Source organism: Micromonospora sp. MA102 (assembly GCF_025460765.1).
In the GTDB taxonomy this organism is placed as follows: Bacteria; Actinomycetota; Actinomycetes; order Mycobacteriales; family Micromonosporaceae; genus Micromonospora; species Micromonospora halotolerans.
The window spans coordinates 124613-147157 of the sequence record NZ_JAMWEG010000005.1; the positions used below are offsets into that span (position 1 = coordinate 124613).

The 22545-nt window shown below is 73.1% G+C and carries 17 protein-coding genes; 5 read left to right on the forward strand and 12 right to left on the reverse strand.

What is annotated here, in order from left to right; translation table 11 throughout:
* Window positions 1–84: 84 nt before the first annotated feature.
* Together NFX44_RS12445 and NFX44_RS12450 are read right to left on the reverse strand one after the other, a co-directional pair.
* Window positions 85–1296 (reverse strand): glycosyltransferase family 4 protein, encoded by a 1212-nt coding sequence (locus NFX44_RS12445; protein WP_262283674.1) that lies wholly within the window; start codon window positions 1294–1296, stop codon window positions 85–87.
* A 55-nt stretch (window positions 1297–1351) separates the two neighbouring features.
* A complete protein-coding gene (locus NFX44_RS12450; RefSeq protein ID WP_262283675.1) occupies window positions 1352–2605 on the reverse strand; it encodes a DegT/DnrJ/EryC1/StrS aminotransferase family protein in 1254 nt (417 codons plus the stop codon).
* Between the two features lie 202 nt (window positions 2606–2807).
* Here NFX44_RS12450 and NFX44_RS12455 point away from each other — a divergent pair, with 202 nt between their 5' ends.
* Complete coding sequence (locus tag NFX44_RS12455; protein ID WP_262283676.1) at window positions 2808–3815, forward strand: DUF389 domain-containing protein; 1008 nt, start codon at window positions 2808–2810, stop codon at window positions 3813–3815.
* Here NFX44_RS12455 and NFX44_RS12460 read toward each other — a convergent pair.
* Window positions 3778–4212, reverse strand: coding sequence for a hypothetical protein (locus NFX44_RS12460; RefSeq protein ID WP_262283932.1), 435 nt, complete (start codon window positions 4210–4212; stop codon window positions 3778–3780). The genes NFX44_RS12455 and NFX44_RS12460 overlap by 38 nt on opposite strands.
* 379 nt (window positions 4213–4591) lie before the next feature.
* Window positions 4592–7063, reverse strand: a complete 2472-nt coding sequence (locus NFX44_RS12465) for a Tex family protein (protein ID WP_262283677.1) — start codon at window positions 7061–7063, stop codon at window positions 4592–4594.
* Window positions 7064–7217: 154 nt separating this feature from the next.
* On the opposite strand from NFX44_RS12465, the gene NFX44_RS12470 reads away from it, so the two are divergent.
* Entirely contained in the window at window positions 7218–8729 is a 1512-nt protein-coding gene (locus NFX44_RS12470; RefSeq protein ID WP_262283678.1) for a deoxyguanosinetriphosphate triphosphohydrolase family protein, read from the forward strand.
* A 9-nt stretch (window positions 8730–8738) separates the two neighbouring features.
* Here the strand turns inward: NFX44_RS12470 and NFX44_RS12475 are convergent, their stop codons facing one another.
* The 6 genes from NFX44_RS12475 to NFX44_RS12500 form a co-directional block, all read right to left on the reverse strand.
* Window positions 8739–9881, reverse strand: coding sequence for an MBL fold metallo-hydrolase (locus NFX44_RS12475; protein WP_262283679.1), 1143 nt, complete (start codon window positions 9879–9881; stop codon window positions 8739–8741).
* 89 nt (window positions 9882–9970) lie between these two features.
* Window positions 9971–10915: an SDR family NAD(P)-dependent oxidoreductase gene (locus NFX44_RS12480; protein ID WP_262283680.1), complete on the reverse strand. Its 945-nt coding sequence runs from the start codon at window positions 10913–10915 to the stop codon at window positions 9971–9973.
* The gene (locus NFX44_RS12485; protein WP_262283681.1) at window positions 10912–12096 is read right to left on the reverse strand and encodes a zinc-dependent alcohol dehydrogenase; all 1185 of its coding nucleotides are present in this window, start codon (window positions 12094–12096) and stop codon (window positions 10912–10914) included. The genes NFX44_RS12480 and NFX44_RS12485 overlap by 4 nt, the downstream gene beginning before the upstream one ends.
* Before the next feature lie 154 nt (window positions 12097–12250).
* On the reverse strand, window positions 12251–13012 hold the full coding sequence (locus NFX44_RS12490) for a succinate dehydrogenase/fumarate reductase iron-sulfur subunit (protein WP_262283682.1): 762 nt from the start codon (window positions 13010–13012) through the stop codon (window positions 12251–12253).
* Entirely contained in the window at window positions 13009–14943 is a 1935-nt protein-coding gene (locus tag NFX44_RS12495) for a fumarate reductase/succinate dehydrogenase flavoprotein subunit (RefSeq protein WP_262283683.1), read from the reverse strand. The genes NFX44_RS12490 and NFX44_RS12495 overlap by 4 nt, the downstream gene beginning before the upstream one ends.
* A 1-nt stretch (window position 14944) precedes the next feature.
* Window positions 14945–15628: a succinate dehydrogenase cytochrome b subunit gene (locus tag NFX44_RS12500; RefSeq protein ID WP_262283933.1), complete on the reverse strand. Its 684-nt coding sequence runs from the start codon at window positions 15626–15628 to the stop codon at window positions 14945–14947.
* 77 nt (window positions 15629–15705) lie between these two features.
* Here NFX44_RS12500 and NFX44_RS12505 point away from each other — a divergent pair, with 77 nt between their 5' ends.
* The gene (locus tag NFX44_RS12505; protein ID WP_262283934.1) at window positions 15706–16641 is read left to right on the forward strand and encodes a LysR family transcriptional regulator; all 936 of its coding nucleotides are present in this window, start codon (window positions 15706–15708) and stop codon (window positions 16639–16641) included.
* On the opposite strand, the gene hrpA is transcribed toward NFX44_RS12505, so the two are convergent.
* Window positions 16638–20633, reverse strand: coding sequence for an ATP-dependent RNA helicase HrpA (gene hrpA, locus NFX44_RS12510; protein ID WP_262283684.1), 3996 nt, complete (start codon window positions 20631–20633; stop codon window positions 16638–16640). The genes NFX44_RS12505 and hrpA overlap by 4 nt on opposite strands.
* Before the next feature lie 144 nt (window positions 20634–20777).
* Here hrpA and NFX44_RS12515 point away from each other — a divergent pair, with 144 nt between their 5' ends.
* On the forward strand, window positions 20778–21248 hold the full coding sequence (locus NFX44_RS12515) for a cytidine deaminase (protein WP_244167727.1): 471 nt from the start codon (window positions 20778–20780) through the stop codon (window positions 21246–21248).
* Window positions 21249–21336: 88 nt separating this feature from the next.
* Entirely contained in the window at window positions 21337–22167 is an 831-nt protein-coding gene (locus NFX44_RS12520; protein ID WP_262283685.1) for a phytanoyl-CoA dioxygenase family protein, read from the forward strand.
* 16 nt (window positions 22168–22183) lie between these two features.
* Here NFX44_RS12520 and NFX44_RS12525 read toward each other — a convergent pair whose 3' ends face one another.
* Window positions 22184–22543 (reverse strand): YciI family protein, encoded by a 360-nt coding sequence (locus tag NFX44_RS12525; protein WP_262283686.1) that lies wholly within the window; start codon window positions 22541–22543, stop codon window positions 22184–22186.
* Between the last annotated feature and the right edge of the window lie 2 nt (window positions 22544–22545).

The window sequence follows — 22545 nt, forward strand, 5'->3', positions numbered from 1 at the left end:
AAGGGCTTCGAGTACGAGCGGCGGCGATGAACGCCCCAACCGTTATAAACGGTCAAACATGCTTAAAGGTGATATTTCACGTATTCAGGACCGAACGGCTGGAACATCATCCACGAGCGTGTCCAGCACTCGCTGCAACTTCGCCGCCACCACCGTCCGGGACCGGTTCTCCTCCACATACCGGCGACCACGCCGACCCATCGCGGCGAGCTTCTCGGGCTCCAGAGCGGCAAGTTCCCGCAGGCCAGTGGCGAGGTCGGCGGTCGGGACGGTGAGCCCCGCATCAGCGGCCCGCAGGATGTCCTCGGGCTCGCCGGGGCAGTTGTTCACCACTGGCAGGCCGGCGGCGAGGTAGTCGTACAGCTTGTTCGGGCTGGCGCCCAGGTCGTAGACGGGGCTGTGTGCGAGCACGTGGATGCCGATGTCGGCGTCGCCGAGGATGCCCCGCAGCTCCTGCTTCGGAACCCGGTCGAGGAAGTGCACGTTGGTGAGGCCTTCGGCCGCCGCGCGGGCCACCAGCGCGGGCTTCTCCAGGCCGTCGCCGATGAGGACGAAGGTGTGCTCCGGCACCTGGGCCACGGCGTCCAGCAGCCGGTGCAGCCCGTTGATCGCACCGTGCGAGCCGGCGAACACCAGCAGCCGACCGCGTACCGGAACGCGCCGGCGCAGCGGTTGGTACCGGTCTGGGCGGAGATCAAAGTCCCCCGGCTCGGCGCCGTTGCTCACCCATTCCAGCTTCTCGGCCGGCACTCCCGCCTCGGCGAAGTAGGCGCGCCAGCCGGCGGCGACGATGACGATCCGGTCGGCCCGTCGGTAGAGCCACCGTTCTAGCGCCCGCAGGAGCCGGTGGGTCGGCGAGTTCCGGCGGAGGAAGCCGGTGCTCACCATGGCCTCGGGCCACAGGTCGCGGATCTCGAGCACGAACCGGGACCGGCACAGCCGGGCGGCCAGCCATCCGGCCACCGGGGTGAGCAGGTGCGGGGAGGAGGCGTACACGACGTCGGGGCGCGGCCCGCGCAGGACCGCCCGGCACGCGTTGCGGGCGTAGGTGAGCCAGCTCAGCACCCGCCGGTGGTCGTTGCCGGTGTAGCGGGTCACCGGGACCGTGACGAAGTGCGGGTCGTCGGCGCTGAGGTCGCTGTGACTGAAGTGGTCCCAGGCCGCCGCGACGATCGACCAGTCCCAGCCGTGCAGGCGGCCGAACAGCTCGACGTGCCGGGTCCCCCCGGCGCGTGACAGGGGCTGGGCGTACTGGTTGAGGACGACCACCCGCCGACGGCGCTGTCGGGTGTCCATGGCAGAACCTCCGGAGGTAGATGCGGAGACGGCGGCGAACGGTGTCCCGGGGCGCTCAGGAGGTGGAGAGCGCGGAGCCGACCGACTCGGCGTCCTGGGCCGGCCGGACCCCCGGCAGGTTCCTGTTCCTCGCCGGCCGGGAGCGCAGGAAGTCGCCGATCCGGGCGCAGACCCGGTCCAGCTGTTCCGGGCTCATCCCGGAGCCGCTGGGCAGGGTCAGACCGGTCGCGAAGAGCCGTTCGGCGGTGCCCGTCAGCAGCGCGCGGGCGCCGGCGAAGACGGGCTGCAGGTGCATCGGCTTCCAGACCGGCCGGGTCTCGATGTGCGCCCCGGCCAGGTGGGCCGCCAGTTCCCCGGCCTGCCAGCCGGTCGCCTGTGCGTCGACGACGATGCTGGTCAGCCAGCAGTTGGCGGTCGGATCGCCGGCGCTGAGCAGGCGTACACCCGCGGTCTGCGCAAAGAGCTCGGCGTAGCGCGACCGGTGGGACCGGCGCCGCGCCATCATCGAGTCGAGCCGGCGCAGCTGGGCGCGGCCCACGGCGGCCAGCAGGTTGCTCAGCCGGTAGTTGTAGCCGGTGTCGGTGTGCTCGTAGTGCGGCACGGGCTGGCGTGCCTGCGTGGAGAGGTAGCGGCAGTGGTCGACCAGAGCTCCGTCGTCCGAGACCAGCATGCCGCCACCGGAGGTGGTGATGATCTTGTTGCCGTTGAAGGACAGCACCCCGGCCCGGCCGAAGGATCCGGCGGGCCGGCCGTCGCGGGTCGCGCCCAGTGCCTCGGCGGCGTCCTCCACCACCGGCACGCCGGCGGCGGCACAGATCGGCAGGATGCGGCCGTAGTCGGCGCAGGAGCCGAACATGTCGACGGGCAGCACCGCGGCGACCCGGCGGCCGGCAGCGCGAAGCTCGTGCAGGGCGCGTTCGAGCAGTTCCGGGTCCAGGTTGCCGGTGTCGGGCTCGCAGTCGACGAAGACCGGCTCGGCGCCGGTGTAGACCACCGCGTTGGCGGTCGCCACGAAGGTCAACGTGGGGACGATCACCGCGTCTCCGGGCCGGACGCCCAGGGCGACCAGGGCCAGGTGCAGCCCGGCGGTGCCGGAGGACAACGCGACCGCGTGGGCCGTACCCACCCGCTCGGCGGCTTCGCGTTCGAAGGCGTCGACCTCGGGGCCGACCGGCGCCACCCAGCCCGAGCGCAGCGCGCGAAGCAGGTAGGACTCCTCCAGCGGCCCGACGTCGGGCGGCGAGAGCAGTACGCGCTCGTGACCGCCTTCGGTCGGCCGCTGAGTGTCGTCCTGTCCGCCTGCCGCCATCCTCAGCCCCCGGGTCTGTCGGCGGGAGTCGTCCCGCTGTCTCCGGGAAGGTCAACGAGGCACCTGATCGGCGGTGTTGCCCTAATACCAACGAAGATCCCTTTCGCGTTTCTCGCCCGCTTCCCTGCGGCGGCCGGACCGGACCGGTAAAGTGCGGCGGCCGGCGGTGCTGGGCCGCCGCAACGGCAGCAGGAGGTGGCCGGTGCTGCACCTGCGGGTGATCGCGCCCCCGGATCGGTCGAGCGCCGTCGTCGACCTGCTCGCGGCCGATCCCGGCGTCACCCACCTCGTCGTGCTGGCCGGGGCCGCCCGCCAGCCGGCCGGTGACTACGTCACCTGCGACGTGGTGCGGGAGAGCGCCGACGGCGTGCTGCACGCGCTCCAGGAGCTGGGCGTCGAGGCGCACGGGGCGATCGCCGCGGACGACGTCGAGCTGACCTTGTCCGCCGCGGCGGACAAGGCCGCGAAGGACGCCCCCGGGCACGGCGAGGACGCCGTGGTCTGGGACGAGATCGCCGCGAAGACCGGGGAGCAGACGGTGCTCACCGGCACCTTCCTCGCGCTGATCATCGTGGCCACCATGATCGCCGGCATCGGCGTGCTGCTCGACCAGCCCATCCTGATCGTCGGCGCCATGGTCGTCGGCCCGGAGTTCGGCCCGCTCGCCGCGCTCTGTGTGGCGCTGCTGCGCCGGCAGCCGCGCATCATCGGCCGGTCGGTGCAGGCGCTGGTGGTCGGCTTCCTCGCCGCCATGCTGGTCACCGTGCTGAGCACCTGGGCTCTCACCGCCGCCGGGCTGGTCGGCCGGGACATGCTGCTGGCCGACCGGCCGCTCACCGACTTCATCTGGCGCCCGGATGCGCTCTCCTGGGTGGTCGGCCTGCTCGCCGGGGTCGCCGGCATGCTCTCGCTGACCTCGAAGAAGTCCGGCTCCCTGGTCGGCGTGCTGATCTCGGTGACCACCGTGCCGGCGGCGGCGAACGTGGCGGTCGCGGCGGCCTACGGGGTCTGGCACGAGGCGGCCGGCTCAGCCCTCCAGCTCGTCATCAACCTGGCCGCCATCGTGCTGGCCGGCCTGCTCACCCTGGTCGTGCAGCTCTGCTGGTGGCGGCGGGTGCAGCGGCGGTCGGCGCGGGGCGTGCCGCGGCAGCGGGCCGATCGGCCCACCCCGGTCAGCGCCAGTCGTCGCCCGCCTCGAGACGCACGCTGAGCAGCGTCGCCAGGGGCACCGACTCGCCGTCCCGGCCGCCCCGCCCGACCACCAGCGGCGGCGGGGCGGGCTCGGGGTCCGCCCCGAACAGGCGCGACCGCAGGCCGGGCGGCACGGTGAGCAGGTAGAAGCGGCCCTCGGTGTCCACCGCCCGGCTGTGCGCCCGATCCACGTACCAGCCGGTGAGCCGGGTCCGGTAGCGGCCCCGCCCGTCGTAGCCGGCCGCCGTCAGCCGCTCGGTCCGCAGCCCGCGCCGCAGCGCCTCGGCCGCGAACCGGGCCACCAACTCCGCGGCCTGGCCCTGCTCGGCGGCGCGCTGCCGGGCGTCGGCCGCCGCGTGCGCCCGCACCGCGCGGCGCTGCCGCTCCCGCCACTCCAGGCCGTCGTCGCCACCCACGTCGGCGAGGGTACGCGCCCGGCCCCGCCCCACCACGTCCACGCTGTCGGCCTGAGTCGTCGGTGACGTCACCACACCGTTGTGGTCGGTGAGGTCATCGCGCCGAGCCGTCAGTGACGTCTGCGCACCCAGGCGTCGGTGAGATCACCGCAGAAAGTCCTTCCTGATCCCAGCTCGACAGCGCCGGAAGACCCGGGGCGGGACCGGCGCAACGCCGTCGTGCGCACTCGCGCTGGTGGCGGGAGGCAGCAGCACTGCTGCCTCCCGCCGGCGAAGAGGCGCAACTCTCCAAGATCCGAAAGGTGCACGGAACGGCCCCGAGTGGGTGCGCCGTCGAGCCGAGTCGTTCGTGACGTCAGCTCGACAGCGGCGCGTGACCTCAGGCCAGCCCGGCGCGGCGCAGCGCGTCCGCCATGGCGTCGTTGGCCGGTGCCGGCGCGCCACCGCCGCGCCCCTGCCGCTGCGGCCCGCCGCGCGAGCCGCCCCGGTCGCCGCGCTGACCGCCGCCCTGGCCACCGTCGCCCGGGCCGCCGCGCCGTCCGCCGCCACCCTGGCCGCCACGGCCTCCCTGACCGTCGCCGCGCTGACCGCCCCGATCGTCACGACCGCCGCGCGACCCGCCGCGGTCGCGGCGCCCGTCGCCGCCCTGCGGGCGTCCGGCCGGCGCCTCGTCCTCCAGCCGCAGCGTCAGCGAGATCCGCTTGCGGGGCACGTCGACGTCGAGCACCCGGACCCGGACCACGTCGCCGGACTTCACGACGTCGCGCGGGTCCTTGACGAAGGTGTGCGACAGGGCCGAGACGTGTACCAGGCCGTCCTGGTGCACGCCGACGTCGACGAACGCGCCGAACGCGGCCACGTTGGTGACCACGCCCTCCAGCACCATGCCCGGGGTGAGGTCGCTGATCTTCTCCACCCCCTCGGCGAAGGTGGCGGTGCGGAACTCCGGGCGCGGGTCGCGGCCGGGCTTCTCCAGCTCGGCGAGGATGTCGGTGACGGTGGGCAGGCCGAAGGTGTCGTCGACGAACTCGGTCGCCCGGAGCCCGCGCAGGATGGCCGACTTGCCGATCAGCGCGCGCAGGTCCTGGCCGGTGTGGGCGAGGATCCGGCGCACCACCGGGTACGCCTCGGGGTGCACGCTGGAGGAGTCGAGCGGGTCGTCGCCGCCCGGGATGCGCAGGAAGCCGGCGCACTGCTCGAACGCCTTCGGCCCGAGCCGGGCCACCTTCTTCAGCTCGCCGCGGGTGCGGAACGGCCCGTTGGCGTCGCGGTGCAGCACGATGTTCTCGGCCAGTCCGGCGCCGATGCCGGAGACCCGGGTGAGCAGCGGGGCGGAGGCGGTGTTCACGTCGACGCCGACCGCGTTGACGCAGTCCTCGACGACCGCGTCGAGGGAGCGGGACAGCTTCACCTCGGACAGGTCGTGCTGGTACTGCCCGACGCCGATCGAGCGCGGGTCGATCTTCACCAGCTCGGCGAGGGGGTCCTGGAGGCGGCGGGCGATGGAGACCGCGCCACGCAGCGAGACGTCGAGCCCGGGCAGTTCCTGGGAGGCGTACGCGGACGCGGAGTAGACCGAGGCGCCCGCCTCGGAGACCACCACCTTGGTCAGCTTCAGCTCCGGGTGCCGCTTGATCAGGTCACCGGCGAGCTTGTCGGTCTCCCGGCTGGCGGTGCCGTTGCCGATGGCGACCAGTTCGACGCCGTGCGCGGCGGCCAGGGTCGCCAGCGTGTGCACGGAGGCGTCCCACTGCCGGCGCGGCTCGTGCGGGTAGATGGTGTCCGTGGCGACCACCTTGCCGGTGGCGTCGACCACGGCCACCTTCACGCCGGTGCGCAGGCCCGGGTCGAGGCCCATGGTGGGGCGCGCGCCGGCAGGCGCGGCCAGCAGCAGGTCGCGCAGGTTGGTGGCGAAGACCCGGACGGCCTCCTCCTCGGCCGCCTGCCACAGTCGCAGCCGCAGGTCGGCGCCGAGGTGGATGAGGATCCGGGTACGCCAGGCCCAGCGCACCGTGTCGGTGAGCCAGCGGTCGGCGGGCCGCCCCCGGTCGCTGACCCCGAACCGGCCGGCGATGGCCGCCTCGTAGCGGGTGGGGCCGGTGACCACGGCGTCGGAGTCGCCGTCGGCCTCCGGGTCCATGGTCAGGTCGAGCACGCCCTCCTTCTCGCCCCGGAACATGGCGAGGATCCGGTGCGAGGGAAGCTTCGGGTACGGCTCGGCGAAGTCGAAGTAGTCGGCGAACTTGGCGCCGGCCGTCTCCTGGCCCTCGCGTACCCGGGAGACCAGCCGGCCCCGCGACCACATCTGCTCCCGCAGCGTGCCGATGAGGTCGGCGTCCTCGGCGAACCGCTCGATGAGGATGGCCCGCGCGCCGTCGAGCGCGGCGGCGGCGTCGGCCACCCCCCGGTCGGCGTCGACGAAGTCGGCGGCCGTGGCGCGGGGGTCCCGCGTCGGGTCGGCCAGCAGCGTGTCGGCGAGGGGCTCCAGCCCGGCCTCGCGGGCGATCTGCGCGCGGGTCCGCCGCTTCGGCTTGTAGGGCAGGTAGATGTCCTCCAGCCGGGACTTCGAGTCGGCCGCCATGATCTGCGCTTCCAGGGCCTCGTCGAGCTTGCCCTGCCCGCGGATGGACTCCAGCACCGCGGCGCGCCGCTCGTCCAGCTCCCGCAGGTAGCGCAGCCGCTCCTCCAGGGTGCGCAGTTGCGCGTCGTCGAGCAGGCCGGTGGCCTCCTTGCGGTAGCGGGCGATGAACGGCACGGTGGCACCGCCGTCGAGCAGCTCGACGGCCGCCCGCACCTGACGTTCGGCGACGCCGAGTTCCTCGGCGATCCGCTGGTGCACAGACTGGGTCACGATCTGATCCGCCTTCTCGGGTGGGTTCGGCAGTCATTGTGCCGGTCGCGTCGCGGCTGGCCGCGCGGCACCCGCCGGACCCCATCCGTCCCACCGGCCCCAGGGGGTGTCCGGAGCATCGCGACCGGCGGTGCCCTGCGCTAGCGTGGCGATCATGGAACAACCTGCGGATCCGCGGGCCCGGCGGCTCTTCGGAGGCAGCGCCCGGGCGCTCGGCGACCTGGCGGCCAGCCCGTTCCGGGCCGACCGTGACCGCATCGTGGGGTCACCCTTCTTCAGCCGGCTGAACGGGGTGACCCAGGTGATCAGCCCGGGCGGGTCGGGGCTGCTCGTGCACAACCGGCTCACCCACAGCCTCAAGGTGGCGCAGGTGGCCCGGGCGGTCGCCGAGCGGCTGACCGCCGACCCGGCGCACCGTGACCTGCTGGAGAAGCTGGGCGGCTGCGACCCGGACGTGGTGGAGGCCGCTGCGCTCGCCCACGACCTCGGGCACCCGCCGTTCGGGCACCTGGGGGAGCGGGTGCTGGACCGGCTGGCCCGGCAGCGGCTGGGGCTGGCCGACGGCTTCGAGGGCAACGCCCAGTCGTACCGGATCGTCACCAGCACCGAGATCCGCGGCGCGGCGACCACCGGCCTGGACCTGACCGCGGCGGTCCGGGCCGCGATGCTGAAGTACCCGTGGACCCGGCTGGACCACCCGGACCCGCACCCGCGGCACCTGGACCCGGCCCCGCGCGGCGCGGCCGGCCCGCCCGACGACCCGGAGAGCGGGTCGGTGAAGTTCGGCGCGTACCGGACCGAGCTGGACGACCTGCGGCAGGCCCGGGAGCCGTTCGCCGGCCGGATCCCGGACTGGCAGCAGACCCCCGAGGCGTCGATCATGGACACGGCCGACGACATCGCGTACGCCATCCACGACGTGGAGGACTTCTACCGGGTCGGTGTGCTCCAGCAGGGCGCGGTGGCCGCCGAGCTGTCGGCCTGGCAGCGCGAGTGCGGGCACTTCCGGGCGATCACCGCCTCGGCGCTGGCCGCGGCGGGCCGGCGCCCCGGTGCGGCCATCGAGCGGCTGCGCCGCCAGTTGCACCGCAAGGACGCCTGGATCGCCGACGACGAGGCGTTCGCCGCCGCCGTCGAGCACGTCCGCGAGGAGCTGGTGGAGGGGCTGCTGGCGCTGCCCTTCGACGGCTCGATCGAGGCCGAGCAGTACGTGGCCCGGTTCTCCGCCCGCTGGTCCACCCGGTTCGTCGACGCCATCACGGTGACCCCCGAGCCGGACGTCCGGTCCGGGTACGTGCTGCTGGCCAAGCCGCAGTGGCACGAGGTGCAGGTGCTCAAGTTCGTGCACCACCGGTTCGTGCTGGCCCGCCCGGACCTGGCGCTGCACCAGCGTGGTCAGGCGCGGCTGCTCGGCACGCTGGTGGAGGCGCTGTGGGAGTGGCTGCTCGACCCGGAGGAGGAGTCCCGGCTGCCCCGGCGGCTGCACGACCTGGTCGAGCTGGCCGAGGCGGAGCTGCACCCGCGCACGCCGGACCGGATCGGCCGGGCCCGGGGGCGGGCGATCGTCGACTTCGTCGCGCAGCTCACCGACGGGCAGGCGGTGGCGATGCTGGACGCGCTCTCCGGCCGCTCCGGCGCCCTCTGGACGGACGCCTTCGTGCTCTGAGGCGCGGGCTCAGGCGACCGCCTGCCACCAGCCGTCCACCGCCGGCGGCTCGTCCACCACCACCCGCTCGCCGGGACGCGGCACGGCCAGCCGGACGTCCCGGGCCTTCGCCTCGGCCCAGAGCCGGTCCACCGGTTCGGACCAGTCGTGCAGGGCCAGGTTGAAGGTGGCCCAGTGCACCGGCACGAACAGCCCGCCGCGCAGGTCGAGGTGGGCGGCGACGGCCTCCTCGGGGAACATGTGGATGGTCGGCCAGGCGCGGTCGTACGCGCCGATCTGCATGAGCGTCACGTCGAACGGGCCGTGCTCGGCGCCGATCTCGGCGTAGCCGTCGAAGTAGCCGGAGTCGCCGGTGTAGAAGACCTTCCGCTGCGCGCCGGCCACCACCCAGGAGCTCCAGAGCGTGCCGTCGCGGCGCAGGCCCCGCCCGGAGAAGTGCTGTGCGGCGGTGGCGGTGAGGGTCAGCCCGCCGACGCGGTGGCTCTCCGACCAGTCCAGCTCGACGATCCGGTCCTCCGGCACGCCCCACCGGTCCAGGTGGGCGCCGACGCCGAGCGGCACCAGGAACGGCGCGGTCTGGTGGGCGAGCAGCCCGCGGACGGTCGCCAGGTCGAGGTGGTCGTAGTGGTCGTGCGAGATGAGGATGGCGTCGAGCCGGGGCAGTTCCTCGAGGCGGACCGGCGGCTCGTGGATGCGGCGCGGGCCGACCAGCGCCGACGGGGAGCAGCGGTCGCTCCAGACCGGGTCGAGCAGCACCCGGTGCCCCTCGATCTCGACCAGCGTGGAGGCGTGGCCGTACCAGACGACGTTCAGCTCGCGGGCCGGGTCGGCCGGCGCCGGGTCGGTCGGGCGCAGCACCGGCACGGCGCTGCCCGGCCGCCGCTTCTGCTTGCCGAAGATCAGCTCCTTGACCAGGTTGCGCCCGGGGTCGGCGACCATGGTGCTGCGGGTGCCCGACGGGTTGTGGAAGGTGCCGTCCCGGAAGCGCGGCGAGCGGGCCGCCCGTTCCGCGCGGGCGCCGGCGAGCCGGCCGCCGAGCTGGGCGGGCACGTCCCGCGCCGCCCAGGCCAGCCCGGCCACCGCGGCCAGCCCCGTCAGCCGCCACAGCCGCCCGCCGACCGCCCGGTCCAGTTCCCGGTCCGCTTCCCGCATGTCCCGTCCCTCCGCCGTGTCCCGCAGTACACGGTAGCCATCCGCCCGCCACCCCGCGCGGGCGACGACGCACCCCGCCGGCGCCCCGCTCAGCGCAGCCGGCGCAGCAGCGCCGAGCCGGCCGCCGCGGTCGCCCCGCCCACCGTCCGGACCGCCCGCGACACGTCGGGCAGCCAGCCGCCCCGGACGGCCTCGCCGGCCGGGTTCGGGTCGAAGATGATGCCCGGGTGGGGTGCGATCGGCTGGTTGGTCAGCCCGGCGAGTCGCATGAGCGGCCCCACCAGCACGTCGTACACGCCGGGGAGCACGGTGAAGCCGAACCGCATGACGACGTTGAGCCGCCCCACCGACACCTCCCGGCGGGGCCGGTCGACACAGTCGACCATGGCCCGGGCCACCCGCTCGGGCGTGGTGACCGGCGGCGGCGGGCGCCCGACGCGGCCCAGGTAGTTCGCCGCCTGCCGGTAGACCGGCGTGTCGACGCTGCCCGGGTTGACCAGGCAGATCCGCACGCCGGGGGTCTCCCGGGCCTCCTGCTGCAGCGCCCGGGCCAGCCCCTGCAGGCCCCACTTGGCCGCCACGTAGCCGCTCATGTAGGGCGCGGTGATGTGCCCGAGGACCGAGCCGGTGAGGACCAGCGTGCCGGCCGAGGCGGCCCGGAAGCGGCGCAGCGCCACCCGGGCCACCTCGCTCGCGGCCAGCAGGTCGGTGCGGACGACCTGGTCGAAGACCTCCGCGGGGGTCTCGTCGAAGCGGCCGTAGGCCATCACGGCGGCGGTGTGCACCCAGGCGTCGATGCGGCCGAACTCGGCCTCCGCCGCATCGGCCAGGGCGGCCACCGCGCCGGGCGCGGTGACGTCCAGCGGTACGGTCAGCACCTCGGCGCCGGCCGCCCGGCACTCGTCGCGTACCTGCGCCAGGGTGGCGGGGGAGCGGGCCGCGAGGACCAGACGGTCCCCGCGGCCGGCGAACTCCCGGGCCGCCGCCCGGCCGATCCCGCTGGTCGCGCCGGTGATGACCACCGTACGGCTCACGGTTGGAGCACGACCTTGACGCAGCCGTCCTGCTTCTTCTGGAACATCTCGTACGCCTGCGGCGCCCGCGCCAGGGGCAGCCGGTGGGTCCGCAGGTCCTCGACGCCGAGCGGGTCGTCGTCGCCGGCGAGCAGCGGCATGATCTCGTCGACCCACCGCTTCACGTGGCACTGGCCCATGCGCAGTTGGACGCCCCGGTCGAACATCTCCATGAGCGGCATGGGGTCCTGCTCGCCGCCGTACACGCCGGAGATCGACACGGTGCCGCCGCGCCGGACCGCCTTGAGCGCGGCGTGCAGCACGACGAGCCGGTCCACGCCGGCCTTGTCGGTCATGGTCTGGGCCAGCTTGTCCGGCAGCAGGCCGGCGGCCGCCTGGGCGACCTTGCCCAGCGGCGCGCCGTGCGCCTCCATGCCCACGGCGTCGATGACCGCGTCCGGGCCGCGCCCGTCGACCAGGTCGATCAGGGCGCCGGGCACGTCGTCCAGCTCGCTGACGTCGAGCACCTCGATGCCGTGCCGGCGGGCCATCTCCAGCCGCTCCGGCACCAGGTCCAGCCCGATCACCCGGTCGGCGCCGAGGTGCCGGCCGATGCGGGCGCAGAACTGCCCGACGGGGCCGAGGCCGAACACGGCCAGGGTGCCGCCGCGCGGGGTGTCGGCGTACTTCACGGCCTGCCAGGCGGTGGGCAGGATGTCGGAGAGGTAGAGCCAGCGCTCGTCGGGCCCGGTCTCCGGGATCTTGATCGGGCCGAACTGGGCCTGCGGCACCCGCAGGTACTCGGCCTGCCCGCCGGGGACGGAGCCGTACAGCGAGGTGTAGCCGAACAGCGCGGCGCCCTTGCCCTGGCTGGTCACCTGGGTGGTCTCGCACTGGGCGTAGAGCTGGCGGTCGCACATCCAGCACGAGCCGCAGGAGATGTTGAACGGGACGACCACGCGGTCGCCGGGCTTGAGCCGGGTCACCCCCGGACCGACCTCCTCGACGACGCCCATCGGCTCGTGCCCGAGCACGTCGCCGGGCTTGAGGTACGGCCCGAGCACCTCGTACAGGTGCAGGTCGGAGCCGCAGATGGCGGTCGAGGTGACGCGGATGACCGCGTCGGTCGGCTCCTCGATCCGGGGGTTCGGTACATCCTCGACGCGGACGTCACGCTTGCCGTGCCAGGTCAGTGCCTTCATGCCTGAATGTCCCCTCTCGGTGCCGTCCATCGGACTGCTACCCGCGGGAGAGGGGTTGAACCGGCGGCGCTGCGGCCCGCGTCGCCCCGGAAAAGGGCGACCGCCGCGCCCCGGGTGGGGGCGCGGCGGTCGGGTGGGTCGGACGGCGGGCGGCTCAGGACCCCGGGGTGCCGGCGCGCTTGGACGTCGCCTTGAGGTAGTCGCGGTTGAGCCGGCCGATGGTGTTCAGCGGGATGCCCTTCGGGCAGGCCGCCGCGCACTCGCCGATGTTGGTGCAGCCGCCGAAGCCGGCCTCGTCGTGCGCGTCCACCATGCCGATCACCCGGGTGTACCGCTCGGGCTGGCCCTGCGGCAGCAGCGAGAGCTGGGTGATCTTGGCGGCGGTGAACAGCATGCCGGAGCCGTTCGGGCAGGCCGCCACGCAGGCGCCGCAGCCGATGCAGGCGGCCGACTCGAAGGCCGCGTCGGCGTTGGCCTTGGCCACCGGCGTGGAGTGCGCCTCCGGGGCGCTGCCGGTCGGCGCGGTGACGTAGCCGCCGGCGGCGATGATCTGGTCGAAGGCGTTGCGGTCGACCACGAGGTCCTTGACGACCGGGAAGGCCCGGGCCCGCCACGGCTCGATGTCGATCGTGTCCCCGTCGGAGAACTGCCGCATGTGCAGCTGGCAGGCGGTGGTGCCGCGCTGCGGGCCGTGCGCCTCACCGTTGATCATGAGGCTGCACATGCCGCAGATGCCCTCGCGGCAGTCGTGGTCGAACGCGACCGGCTCCTCGCCGTCGAGGATCAGCCGCTCGTTGAGCACGTCGAGCATCTCCAGGAAGGACATGTCCGGGGACACGTCCTGCACCGGGTAGGTCACCATCTGACCCTTGTCCTCGGGGCCCTTCTGGCGCCAGATGCGCAGGGTCAGGTTCACTTGTAGCTCCGCTGCGTGGGGTGGACGTATTCGAAGGTCAGGTCTTCCTTGTGCAGCACGGGCTGACCGGTGCCGGTGTACTCCCAGGCGGCCACGTAGGAGAACCGGTCGTCGTCGCGCTGCGCCTCACCGTCGGGGGTCTGGTGCTCGGCCCGGAAGTGGCCGCCGCAGGACTCCTCGCGGTGCAGGGCGTCGATGCACATGAGCTCGGCCAGCTCGAAGAAGTCGGCCACCCGGCCGGCCTTCTCCAGCGACTGGTTGAGCCCCTCGCCGTCGCCCGGGACGCGGACCCGCTGCCAGAACTCGTCGCGCAGGGTGCGGATCTCGTCGATCGCCTTGCGCAGCCCGGCCTCGGAGCGCTCCATGCCGCAGTGCTCCCACATGATCTGGCCCAGCTCCCGGTGGAACGAGTCCACCGTGCGGTCGCCGTTGATCGCCAGCAGCCGCTGGAGCCGCTCCTCGACCTCGGTCCGCGCGGCCACCGCCTCGGGGTGGCTGGCGTCGACCTTCTCCAGCGCGCCGGACGCCAGGTAGTTGGCGATGGTGTTCGGCAGCACGAAGTAGCCGTCGGCCAGGCCCTGCATGAGCGCCGAGGCGCCGAGCCGGTTCGCGCCGTGGTCGGAGAAGTTCGCCTCGCCGATCACGAACAGGCCCGGGATGGTCGACTGGAGGTCGTAGTCGACCCAGAGGCCGCCCATCGTGTAGTGCACGGCGGGGTAGATCCGCATCGGGACCTCGTACGGGTCCTCGCCGGTGATCCGCTCGTACATCTCGAAGAGGTTGCCGTACTTCGCCTCGATGGCCTTGCGGCCGAGCCGGTTGATCGCGTCGGCGAAGTCGAGGTAGACGCCGAGCCCGCCGGGGCCGACACCGCGCCCCTCGTCGCAGACGTTCTTGGCGGCGCGGGAGGCGATGTCCCGGGGGACCAGGTTGCCGAAGGAGGGATAGATCCGCTCCAGGTAGTAGTCCCGCTCGTCCTCGGGGATGTCCTTCGGGCTGCGGGCGTCGCCCTTGGCCTTGGGCACCCACACCCGGCCGTCGTTGCGCAGCGACTCGCTCATCAGGGTCAGCTTCGACTGGTGGTCGCCGGAGACCGGGATGCAGGTCGGGTGGATCTGCGTGTAGCAGGGGTTGGCGAAGTACGCGCCCTTGCGGTGCGCCCGCCAGGAGGCGGTGACGTTGCAGCCCTTGGCGTTGGTGGAGAGGTAGAAGACGTTGCCGTAGCCGCCGGAGGCGAGCACGACCGCGTCGGCCATCTCGGTGCTGATCTCGCCGGTGACCAGGTCGCGGACCACGATGCCGCGGGCCTTGCCGTCGACGATGACCAGTTCGAGCATCTCGTGCCGGGCGTTCATCTCCACGTTGCCCAGGCCGATCTGCCGCTCCAGCGCCTGGTACGCGCCGAGCAGCAGCTGCTGGCCCGTCTGGCCCCGGGCGTAGAAGGTGCGCTGCACCTGCGCGCCGCCGAAGGAGCGGGTGTCGAGCAGGCCGCCGTACTCGCGGGCGAACGGGACGCCCTGGGCGACGCACTGGTCGATGATGTTGACCGAGACCTCGGCCAGCCGGTGCACGTTCGACTCGCGGGAGCGGAAGTCGCCGCCCTTGACGGTGTCGTAGAAGAGCCGGTGCACCGAGTCGCCGTCGTTGCGGTAGTTCTTGGCGGCGTTGATGCCGCCCTGCGCGGCGATGGAGTGGGCCCGGCGCGGGCTGTCCTGGTAGCAGTAGGACTTCACGTGGTAGCCCTGCTCGGCCAGGGTGGCCGCGGCGGAGCCGCCGGCCAGGCCGGTGCCGACCACGATCACGGTCAGCTTCCGCCGGTTCGCCGGGTTGACCAGCTTCATCTCGAACCGGTGGCGGTCCCAGCGGGTCTCGATGGGGCCGTCGGGAGCCTTGGTGTCGGCGATCGGGTCGCCGGTGGTGAAGAGATCCATGTCAGGCCACCAATCCGGTGAGTACGGCAAACGGGACCACGAGGTAGCCGACGCAGAGCGCGACGGCGAAGACGAGGGCCGCGGCGCGCGCCCGGCGCTCGCCCTTCGGGGTCTGCTGGCCGAGGCTGCGGAACGCGCTGAACGCGCCGTGCCGCAGGTGGAAGCCGAGCGTGACGATCGCCAGGGTGTAGAAGAGCGTGACGTACCAGCGGTCCGCCGCGAAGTCCTGGACCACGTTGCCGTAGGGGTTGGCCGGGTCGCCCTGCGGGTTCAGGTGACCGGTCGTCAGGTCCAGGATGTGGTAGATCACGAAGAGCAGGATGATCACACCACCCCAGCGCATCGTGCGGGCCGCGTAGTTCACGTGGATCTTCCTGCGGTGCGCGTACGCCACCGGGCGGGCGGCCCGGGCACGCATCGCGAGCACGGTGGCCGAGACGATGTGCGCCACCACCGCCACGGTGAGCACGGTGCGCTGGATCCACAGGTACCAGGTCGACGGCAGCAGCGGCGTTCCGATCTCGCGGAGCCAGTGCGCGTAGTGGTCGAACGAGGTCTCGCCCGTGAAGATCTTCAGGTTGCCGAGCATGTGCGCGATCAGGAACAGCACGAGGATGATGCCCGTCACCGCCATGACGGCCTTGAGGCCGACGTTCGAGCGGATGGGCGACCGAGTTTTCGTGATTACCACGTGACCGACGCTAGGAGCAGTTTGATCAGTCGTCCAATGCATCGACCTCGCAGTCTTGATAGCCATAAGCTATACAGATGCAGCTCCATCAGCTCCGGTACTTCGTCGCGGTCGCAGAAGTACGACATTTCACCCAAGCTGCTGATCTGGTGGGCATCACGCAGCCCTCGTTGAGTAAGCAAATTCACGCCCTGGAGGCCGACCTGGGGGCTCCGCTGTTCGAGCGGGTAAGGGGCAACATCGCCCTCACCGCGGCCGGTGAGGTGCTGCTGCCGTTGGCCAAGCGGATCCTCGCCGACGTCGAGACCGCCACCCGGGAGGTGCAGGAGCTGGTCGGCCTGCGGCGGGGCCGGGTCCGGCTCGGCGCCACCCCCAGCCTGGCCACCTCGCTGGCGCCCCCGGTGCTGCGCCGGTTCCGCGACGCCCACCCCACCGTCGACCTCCGCGTGGAGGAGGGCGGCTCGCAGGACCTGGTCCGCGACCTGCTCCGCGGCGACCTCGACCTGGCGCTGATCATCATGCCGTCCGCCGGCACCGACCCGGGGCTGCGCGCCGACCCGATCCTGCGCGAGAGCCTCGTGGTCGCCTCGGTCGACCCGCTGCCGGCCGCCTCCGACCGGGGCGAGGTGCGCATCACCGACCTGCGCGACCAACCGCTGGTGATGTTCCGCCAGGGCTACGACCTGCGCGACGCCACGCTCCAGGCGTGCCGGGCGGCCGGCTTCGAGCCCACCCTGTCGGTGGACGGCGGGGAGCTGGACGCCGTGCTCAGCTTCGTCGAGGCCGGCCTCGGCGCCGCGCTGGTGCCCGGCATCGCGGTCACCCGCCGCCCCGGCATCCGGGTCACCCGGCTCGCCCCGCCCGGCGTCCGCCGGACCATCGCGGTGGCCCGCCGCCGCGACGTGGTGCCCACCCACGCCGGCCGCGAGCTGCGCCGCATCCTCCTGGAGTACGTGCACGACGCCACCGCCGCCGACCAGCTCCCGGCCGGCGTGGAGCCGCTCTAGCGGCCCTCGGCGTCGTCCATGGCGCGGTAGATGCGCTGCTCGGAGACCGGGTACGGGGTGCCGAGCGCCTGGGCGAAGACGTTCACCCGCAGCTCCTCGATCATCCAGCGGATCTGCCGGACCGCGGTGGACTGCCGCTTCGACGGGGGCAGCGCGGCGAGCAGGTCCTGGTACTCCTTCTGCACCACGGCGATCCGGTCCTGCTGCTGTTTGTCCCGCTGCGGGTTGCCGGGCAGCCGGTCCAGCCGCCGCTCGATCGCGGTCAGGTAGCGCAGCAGGTCGGGCAGGCGGGCGTACCCGGCCTCGGTGATGAAGCCCTTGTGCACGAGGCCGCCGAGCTGATTGCGGATGTCGGCCAGCGCGGCCACGACGGCCAGGTTCCGGGTGGCGCCCAGTCGCTGCTCCACCGCGTACGCGGCGGCCAGCACCTGCCGGACCCGGCCCATCACCTCCACCACCGTGTCGACCAGGTCGGCGCGGACCCGCTCCCGCAGGGCGGCGAAGCCCTCGGCGTCCCAGGCCGGGCCGCCCGCGTCCGCCATCAGCTTGTCGATGGCCGCGCCGGCCGCGTCCTCGATCAGCGCCGGCACCCCGCCGTGCGGGTTGCGGGACAGCGCCAGCTTCGCCTCGTTGCTGAGCCGCCCCTGGAGGAACTTCGCCGGGGAGGGCACGGTCAGCCGGAGCAGCCGCCGGGTGCCGGCCCAGTGCGCGGCCTCCTGCTCGGCGGGGGAGTCGAACACCTTCACCCCGACGGTCGTGCCCTCGTCGACCAGGGCCGGGTACGCGGTCACCGCGTAGCCCGCGCGGACCTGCTCGATGGTGCGCGGCAGGGTGCCGATGGACCACTCCGTCAGGCCGGTGCGGGCCACGTCCGGCGCGGCGGCGGCGACGACCTGGCGTACCTCCTGGCGCAGCTCGCGTTGCAGGGCCGGCAGGTCCTTGCCCTCGGCGACCGGCTTGTCGTCCTCGCCGAGCACGCGGAAGGTGACCCGCAGGTGCGGCGGCAGCCGGCCCGGGTCCCAGGCGTCCGGCGGGACGGTCACCCCGGTCATCCGGCGCAGCTGCCGGGTGAGCGCGGCGAGCAGCGGCTCCTCGCCGGGCGTGATCGCGGCGAGGGCCGCCCGGGCGTAGTCGGGCACCGGGACGAAGTTGCGCCGGATCGCCTTGGGCAGCGACCGGATCAGCGCGATCACCAGTTCCTCGCGCAGGCCGGGCACCTGCCAGTCGAAGCTCTCCGCCGGCACCTGGTTGAGCAGCGGCAGCGGGATGTCCACCGTGACGCCGTCGGTGGGGGTGCCCGGGTCGAAGGTGTAGGTGAGCGGCAGGGCGACCCCGTCGGCCCGCCACTCGTCCGGGTAGTCGGTCTCGTCCAACCCGCCCCGCCCGGAGTTGACCAGCAGCTCGCGGGTGAAGGTGAGCAGGTCCGGCTGCTCCCGGCGGGTCTTCTTCCACCAGGTGTCGAAGTGCCGGCCGGACACCACGTCGGCGGGGATCCGCTGGTCGTAGAAGTGGTAGATGGTCTCGTCGTCGACCAGGATGTCCCGCCGGCGGGCCCGGTTCTCCAGCTCCTCCACCTCGGCCAGCAGCCGCTGGTTGTCCGCCCAGAACTGGTGGTGGGTCTGCCAGTCGCCCTCCACGAGGGCGTGCCGGAGGAACAGCTCCCGACTCAGCACCGGGTCGATCCGGCCGAAATTGACCTTGCGGGAGGTGACCAGCGGGATGCCGTAGAGGGTGACCTTCTCGTAGGCCATCACGGCGGCCTGCTTCTTCTCCCAGTGCGGCTCGCTGTAGCTGCGCTTCACCAGGTGCTGGGCGAGCGGCTCGACCCACTCCGGCTCGACCCGGCCGGCCACCCGGCCCCAGAGCCGGGAGGTCTCGACCAGCTCGGCGGCCATCACCCAGCGCGGCGGCTTCCGGAACAGCGCCGAGCCCGGGAAGATCGCGAACTTCGCCCCGCGTGCCCCCAGGTACTCGTGCTTCTGCGCGTCCTTGAGCCCGAGGTGGGAGAGCAGGCCGGGCAGCAGGGACTGGTGCACCTTCGGGGTGTCGATCTCCTCGGGCAGGTCCGCGCCGGCCCCGCGCCGGCCGTCACCCTTGTCCGAGGTACGCAGCACCTGGCGCAGCTGGCTGACGATGTCCTGCCATTCGCGCACCCGCAGGTAGTTCAGGTATTCCGCCTTGCACATCCGCCGGAACGCGCTGGAGGACAGGGCACGCTGCTGCTCCCGCAGGTAGCGCCACAGGTTCAGGTACGCGACGAAGTCCGACTCCTTGTCGGCGAACCGGGCGTGCGCCTGGTCGGCCTGCGCCTGCCTGTCGGCGGGCCGCTCGCGCGGGTCCTGGATGGACAGCGCCGCCGCGATCACGACGACCTCGGTGGCGCAGCCGTTGCGCTCGCCCTCCAGGACCATCCGGGCCAGCCGCGGGTCGACCGGGAGCTGGGCCAGCCGCCGGCCCAGCGGGGTGAGCCGCTTCGCCGGGTCGGTCTCGGCCGGATCCAGCGCGCCCAGCTCGTGCAGCAGGTTCACGCCGTCGGTGACGTTGCGCCGGTCCGGCGGGTCGATGAACGGGAACGCGGCGATGTCGCCCAGCCCGATCGAGGTCATCTGGAGGATGACCGAGGCCAGGTTGGTGCGCAGGATCTCCGGGTCGGTGAACTCGGGCCGGGAGGCGAAGTCCGACTCGTCGTAGAGGCGGATGCAGATGCCGTCCGACGTGCGCCCGCAGCGACCCTTGCGCTGGTTGGCCGACGCCTGGGACACCGGCTCGATGGGCAGCCGCTGCACCTTGAGCCGGCTGGAGTAGCGGGAGATCCGGGCCGTGCCGGGGTCCACCACGTACTTGATGCCGGGAACCGTCAGCGAGGTCTCCGCGACGTTGGTGGCGAGCACCACCCGGCGCCCGGCGTGCGGGGCGAAGACCCGGTGCTGCTCGGCCGTGGAGAGCCGGGCGTAGAGGGGGAGGATCTCGGTGCCCAGCAGCGAGCGCTTCTTCTGCACCAGCTTGCCGAGCGCGTCGGCGGTGTCCCGGATCTCCCGCTCGCCGCTGAGGAAGACCAGGATGTCGCCGGGCCCCTCGGCGGCCAGTTCCTCGACCGCGTCGCCGATGGCCTGGATCTGGTCCCGGACGTTCTCCTCGTCCCCGTCGTCCTCCTCCTCGCCCTCGACGACCTCGACCAGCGGGCGGTAGCGCACCTCCACCGGATAGGTCCGGCCGGACACCTCGACGACCGGCGCCGGGTTGCCCTCGGCGTCGGCGAAGTGCTTCGCGAACCGGTCGGTCTCGATGGTCGCCGAGGTGATGATCACCTTGAGGTCGGGGCGGCGGGGCAGCAGCTGGCGGAGGTAGCCGAGGATGAAGTCGATGTTGAGGCTGCGCTCGTGCGCCTCGTCGATGATCAACGTGTCGTACTGGCGCAGCATCCGGTCGGTCTGCAGCTCGGCAAGCAGGATGCCGTCGGTCATGAGCTTGACCAGGCTGTTCTCGCCGACCTGGTCGGTGAAGCGCACCTTGTAGCCGACCACGTCGCCCAGTTCGGTGCCGAGTTCCTCGGCGATCCGGTCCGCCACCGTCCGGGCGGCGAGCCGCCGGGGCTGGGTGTGGCCGATCAGCCCGGTGACCCCGCGGCCCAGCTCCAGGCAGATCTTGGGCAGCTGGGTGGTCTTGCCGGAGCCCGTCTCGCCGGCCACGATCACCACCTGGTGGTCGCGGATGGCGGCGGCGATGTCGTCCTTGCGCTCGCTGACCGGCAGCTGCGCCGGATAGGTGATCGTCGGCACGGCGGCCCGCCGGGCGGCCAGGCGGGCCTCGGCCCGGGCCACGTCGGCCGCGATCTCGGCCAGCGCCGACTCCCGCCGCTGCGGGTCGCGCAGCTTCCGTACCCCGTCGAGCCGCCGCTGGAGCCGGCGCTGGTCGCGGAACATCAGGGCGGGGAGGCGGCGGTGCAGGTCGCGGGCGGTCTCGGGTACGGCGGGTGCGGCTGGATTCTGCATGACGTCGCCAAGGATAGGCAGGCGTGCGGCGGAGCGCCCCCGGGTTACCGGCGACCGCGGCCGTCCGCGCGCCCTCCCAGGTGGGAACGGGTGGCCGGGCTAGAGTTTCCGCCGAGGCGAGGTCGACGACGGGACGGGATGATCATGCGGGACACCGACCGGGCGCTGGTGCAGGCCGCGATGGCCGTCGCCAAGCTGCGCTGCCGCAGCGACAACCACACCGTCGCCGCCGCCGCGCGGACCACGGACGGCCGGGTCTTCAGCGGCGTGAACGTCTACCACTTCACCGGCGGCCCGTGTGCCGAGGTGGTGGCCATCGGTGCCGCCGCCACGCAGGGCGCGGGGGACCTGGAGACCATCGTCGCGGTGGGGGACCGGGGCCGGGGCGTCATCCCGCCGTGCGGCCGGTGCCGGCAGGTGCTCCTCGACTACTTCCCGTCGATCCGGGTGATCGTCGGCCCGCCGGACGCGCTGCGGGCGGTCCCGGTGACCGACCTGCTGCCGGAGACGTACGTCTGGTCGGACCACCAGGTGGAGGTGCCGGTCGGGCCGCCGCGCACCGGGGTGTGGCCGATGCCGGTGGTGCCGGGCAGCCGCCAGGCCGCCGAGGACTGAGCCCGCTCGCACGGAGCGTCGTCGCCCGGTCTTGCGAGGCTTCTACAACGTTGTAATACTCGGGTCGTCCCCCCGACGAGGAGGCCCGATGACATCCCAGCTGACCGAGGACGAGACCCCCGTCGAGGCCCTCGGTGACCTCTACCGCGACGGCATCACCGCCTGCCGTGGCGCCTTCGGAGTCGACTGGGTCGCTCGGGTCGACGAGGACATCGACGCCGCGTTCCGGGAGGCCCGGGCCCGCCCCGACGGCGCGGTCGGCCGCGGCCCGGAACGCTGGTACGTCGAGATCCACCCGGAGCAGCTGCGCGGCTTCGTCGACCTGGTCACCCACCCGTGGGTGGTGTCGGTGTGCCGCGCGGTGCTCGGCCCCGACTACGAGATCGTCGAGCTGGGGTTCGACATCCCGTTCCCCGGCGCGAAGACGCAGCCGTGGCACCGGGACTTCCCGATGCCCGAGGAGACCCGCCTGCGACGCCGGCTCACCTCGCTGGCCTTCAACCTGACCACTGTGGACACCGTCGAGGAGATGGGGCCGTTCGAGATCGCCCCGGGCACCCAGTGGGACGACGGCCGCGACTTCGACCACGAGATGTTCCCGCCGAAGGACCGGTACCCCCGCTACGAGGCGCGCGCGGTCCGCAAGTACCCGAAGCGCGGCGACATCTCGGCGCGCTCCGCGCTCACCATCCACCGGGGCACCCCGAACGTCAGCCGGCTGGCCCGGCCCGTGCTGGTGCTCGGCGTCGACGCGCCGGGCGCGGGCAACGCCGCCCACCACGACATGGCGGTAACCCGGGGCTACTGGGCGGGCCTGCCGGAACCGGTCCGGGCACACCTGGACTGCCCCGTGGTCGACACCCTCGTGCCGATCCGCCAGAAGCACACCATCGAGGGGCTGGTGATGGGCGCCGAGTGAGGGCGCCGGCGAGCGGTCAGTCGCCGGCCGCCGCCTCCAGCATCGAGCGGGGCACCGGCACCTGCTCGAAGCGGACGTTGCCCTCCGGCACCATCCAGCTCAGCACCTGCGCCTCCAGCCGCCCGGCCCGGACGGCCGGATCGTTGGCGTAGAGGTCGCGGGCCATCTGCGGGTCGACCGAGAGCACGGCGATCCCGCGGATCCGCTCGTCGTCACCACCGAGGAAGGGGCCGGCCGCGAGCACGGCCCCCTGCTCCACGAGCCCGGCCTGGTGGGCCAGGTGCGCGTCCTGGAGCCGGTCGAGCGCGTCCTGAGGCAGGTCGGGCGCGTCGTCCGGCCGGACCAGGAGCACCACGGTGTGCTGGTCGAATCGCATGC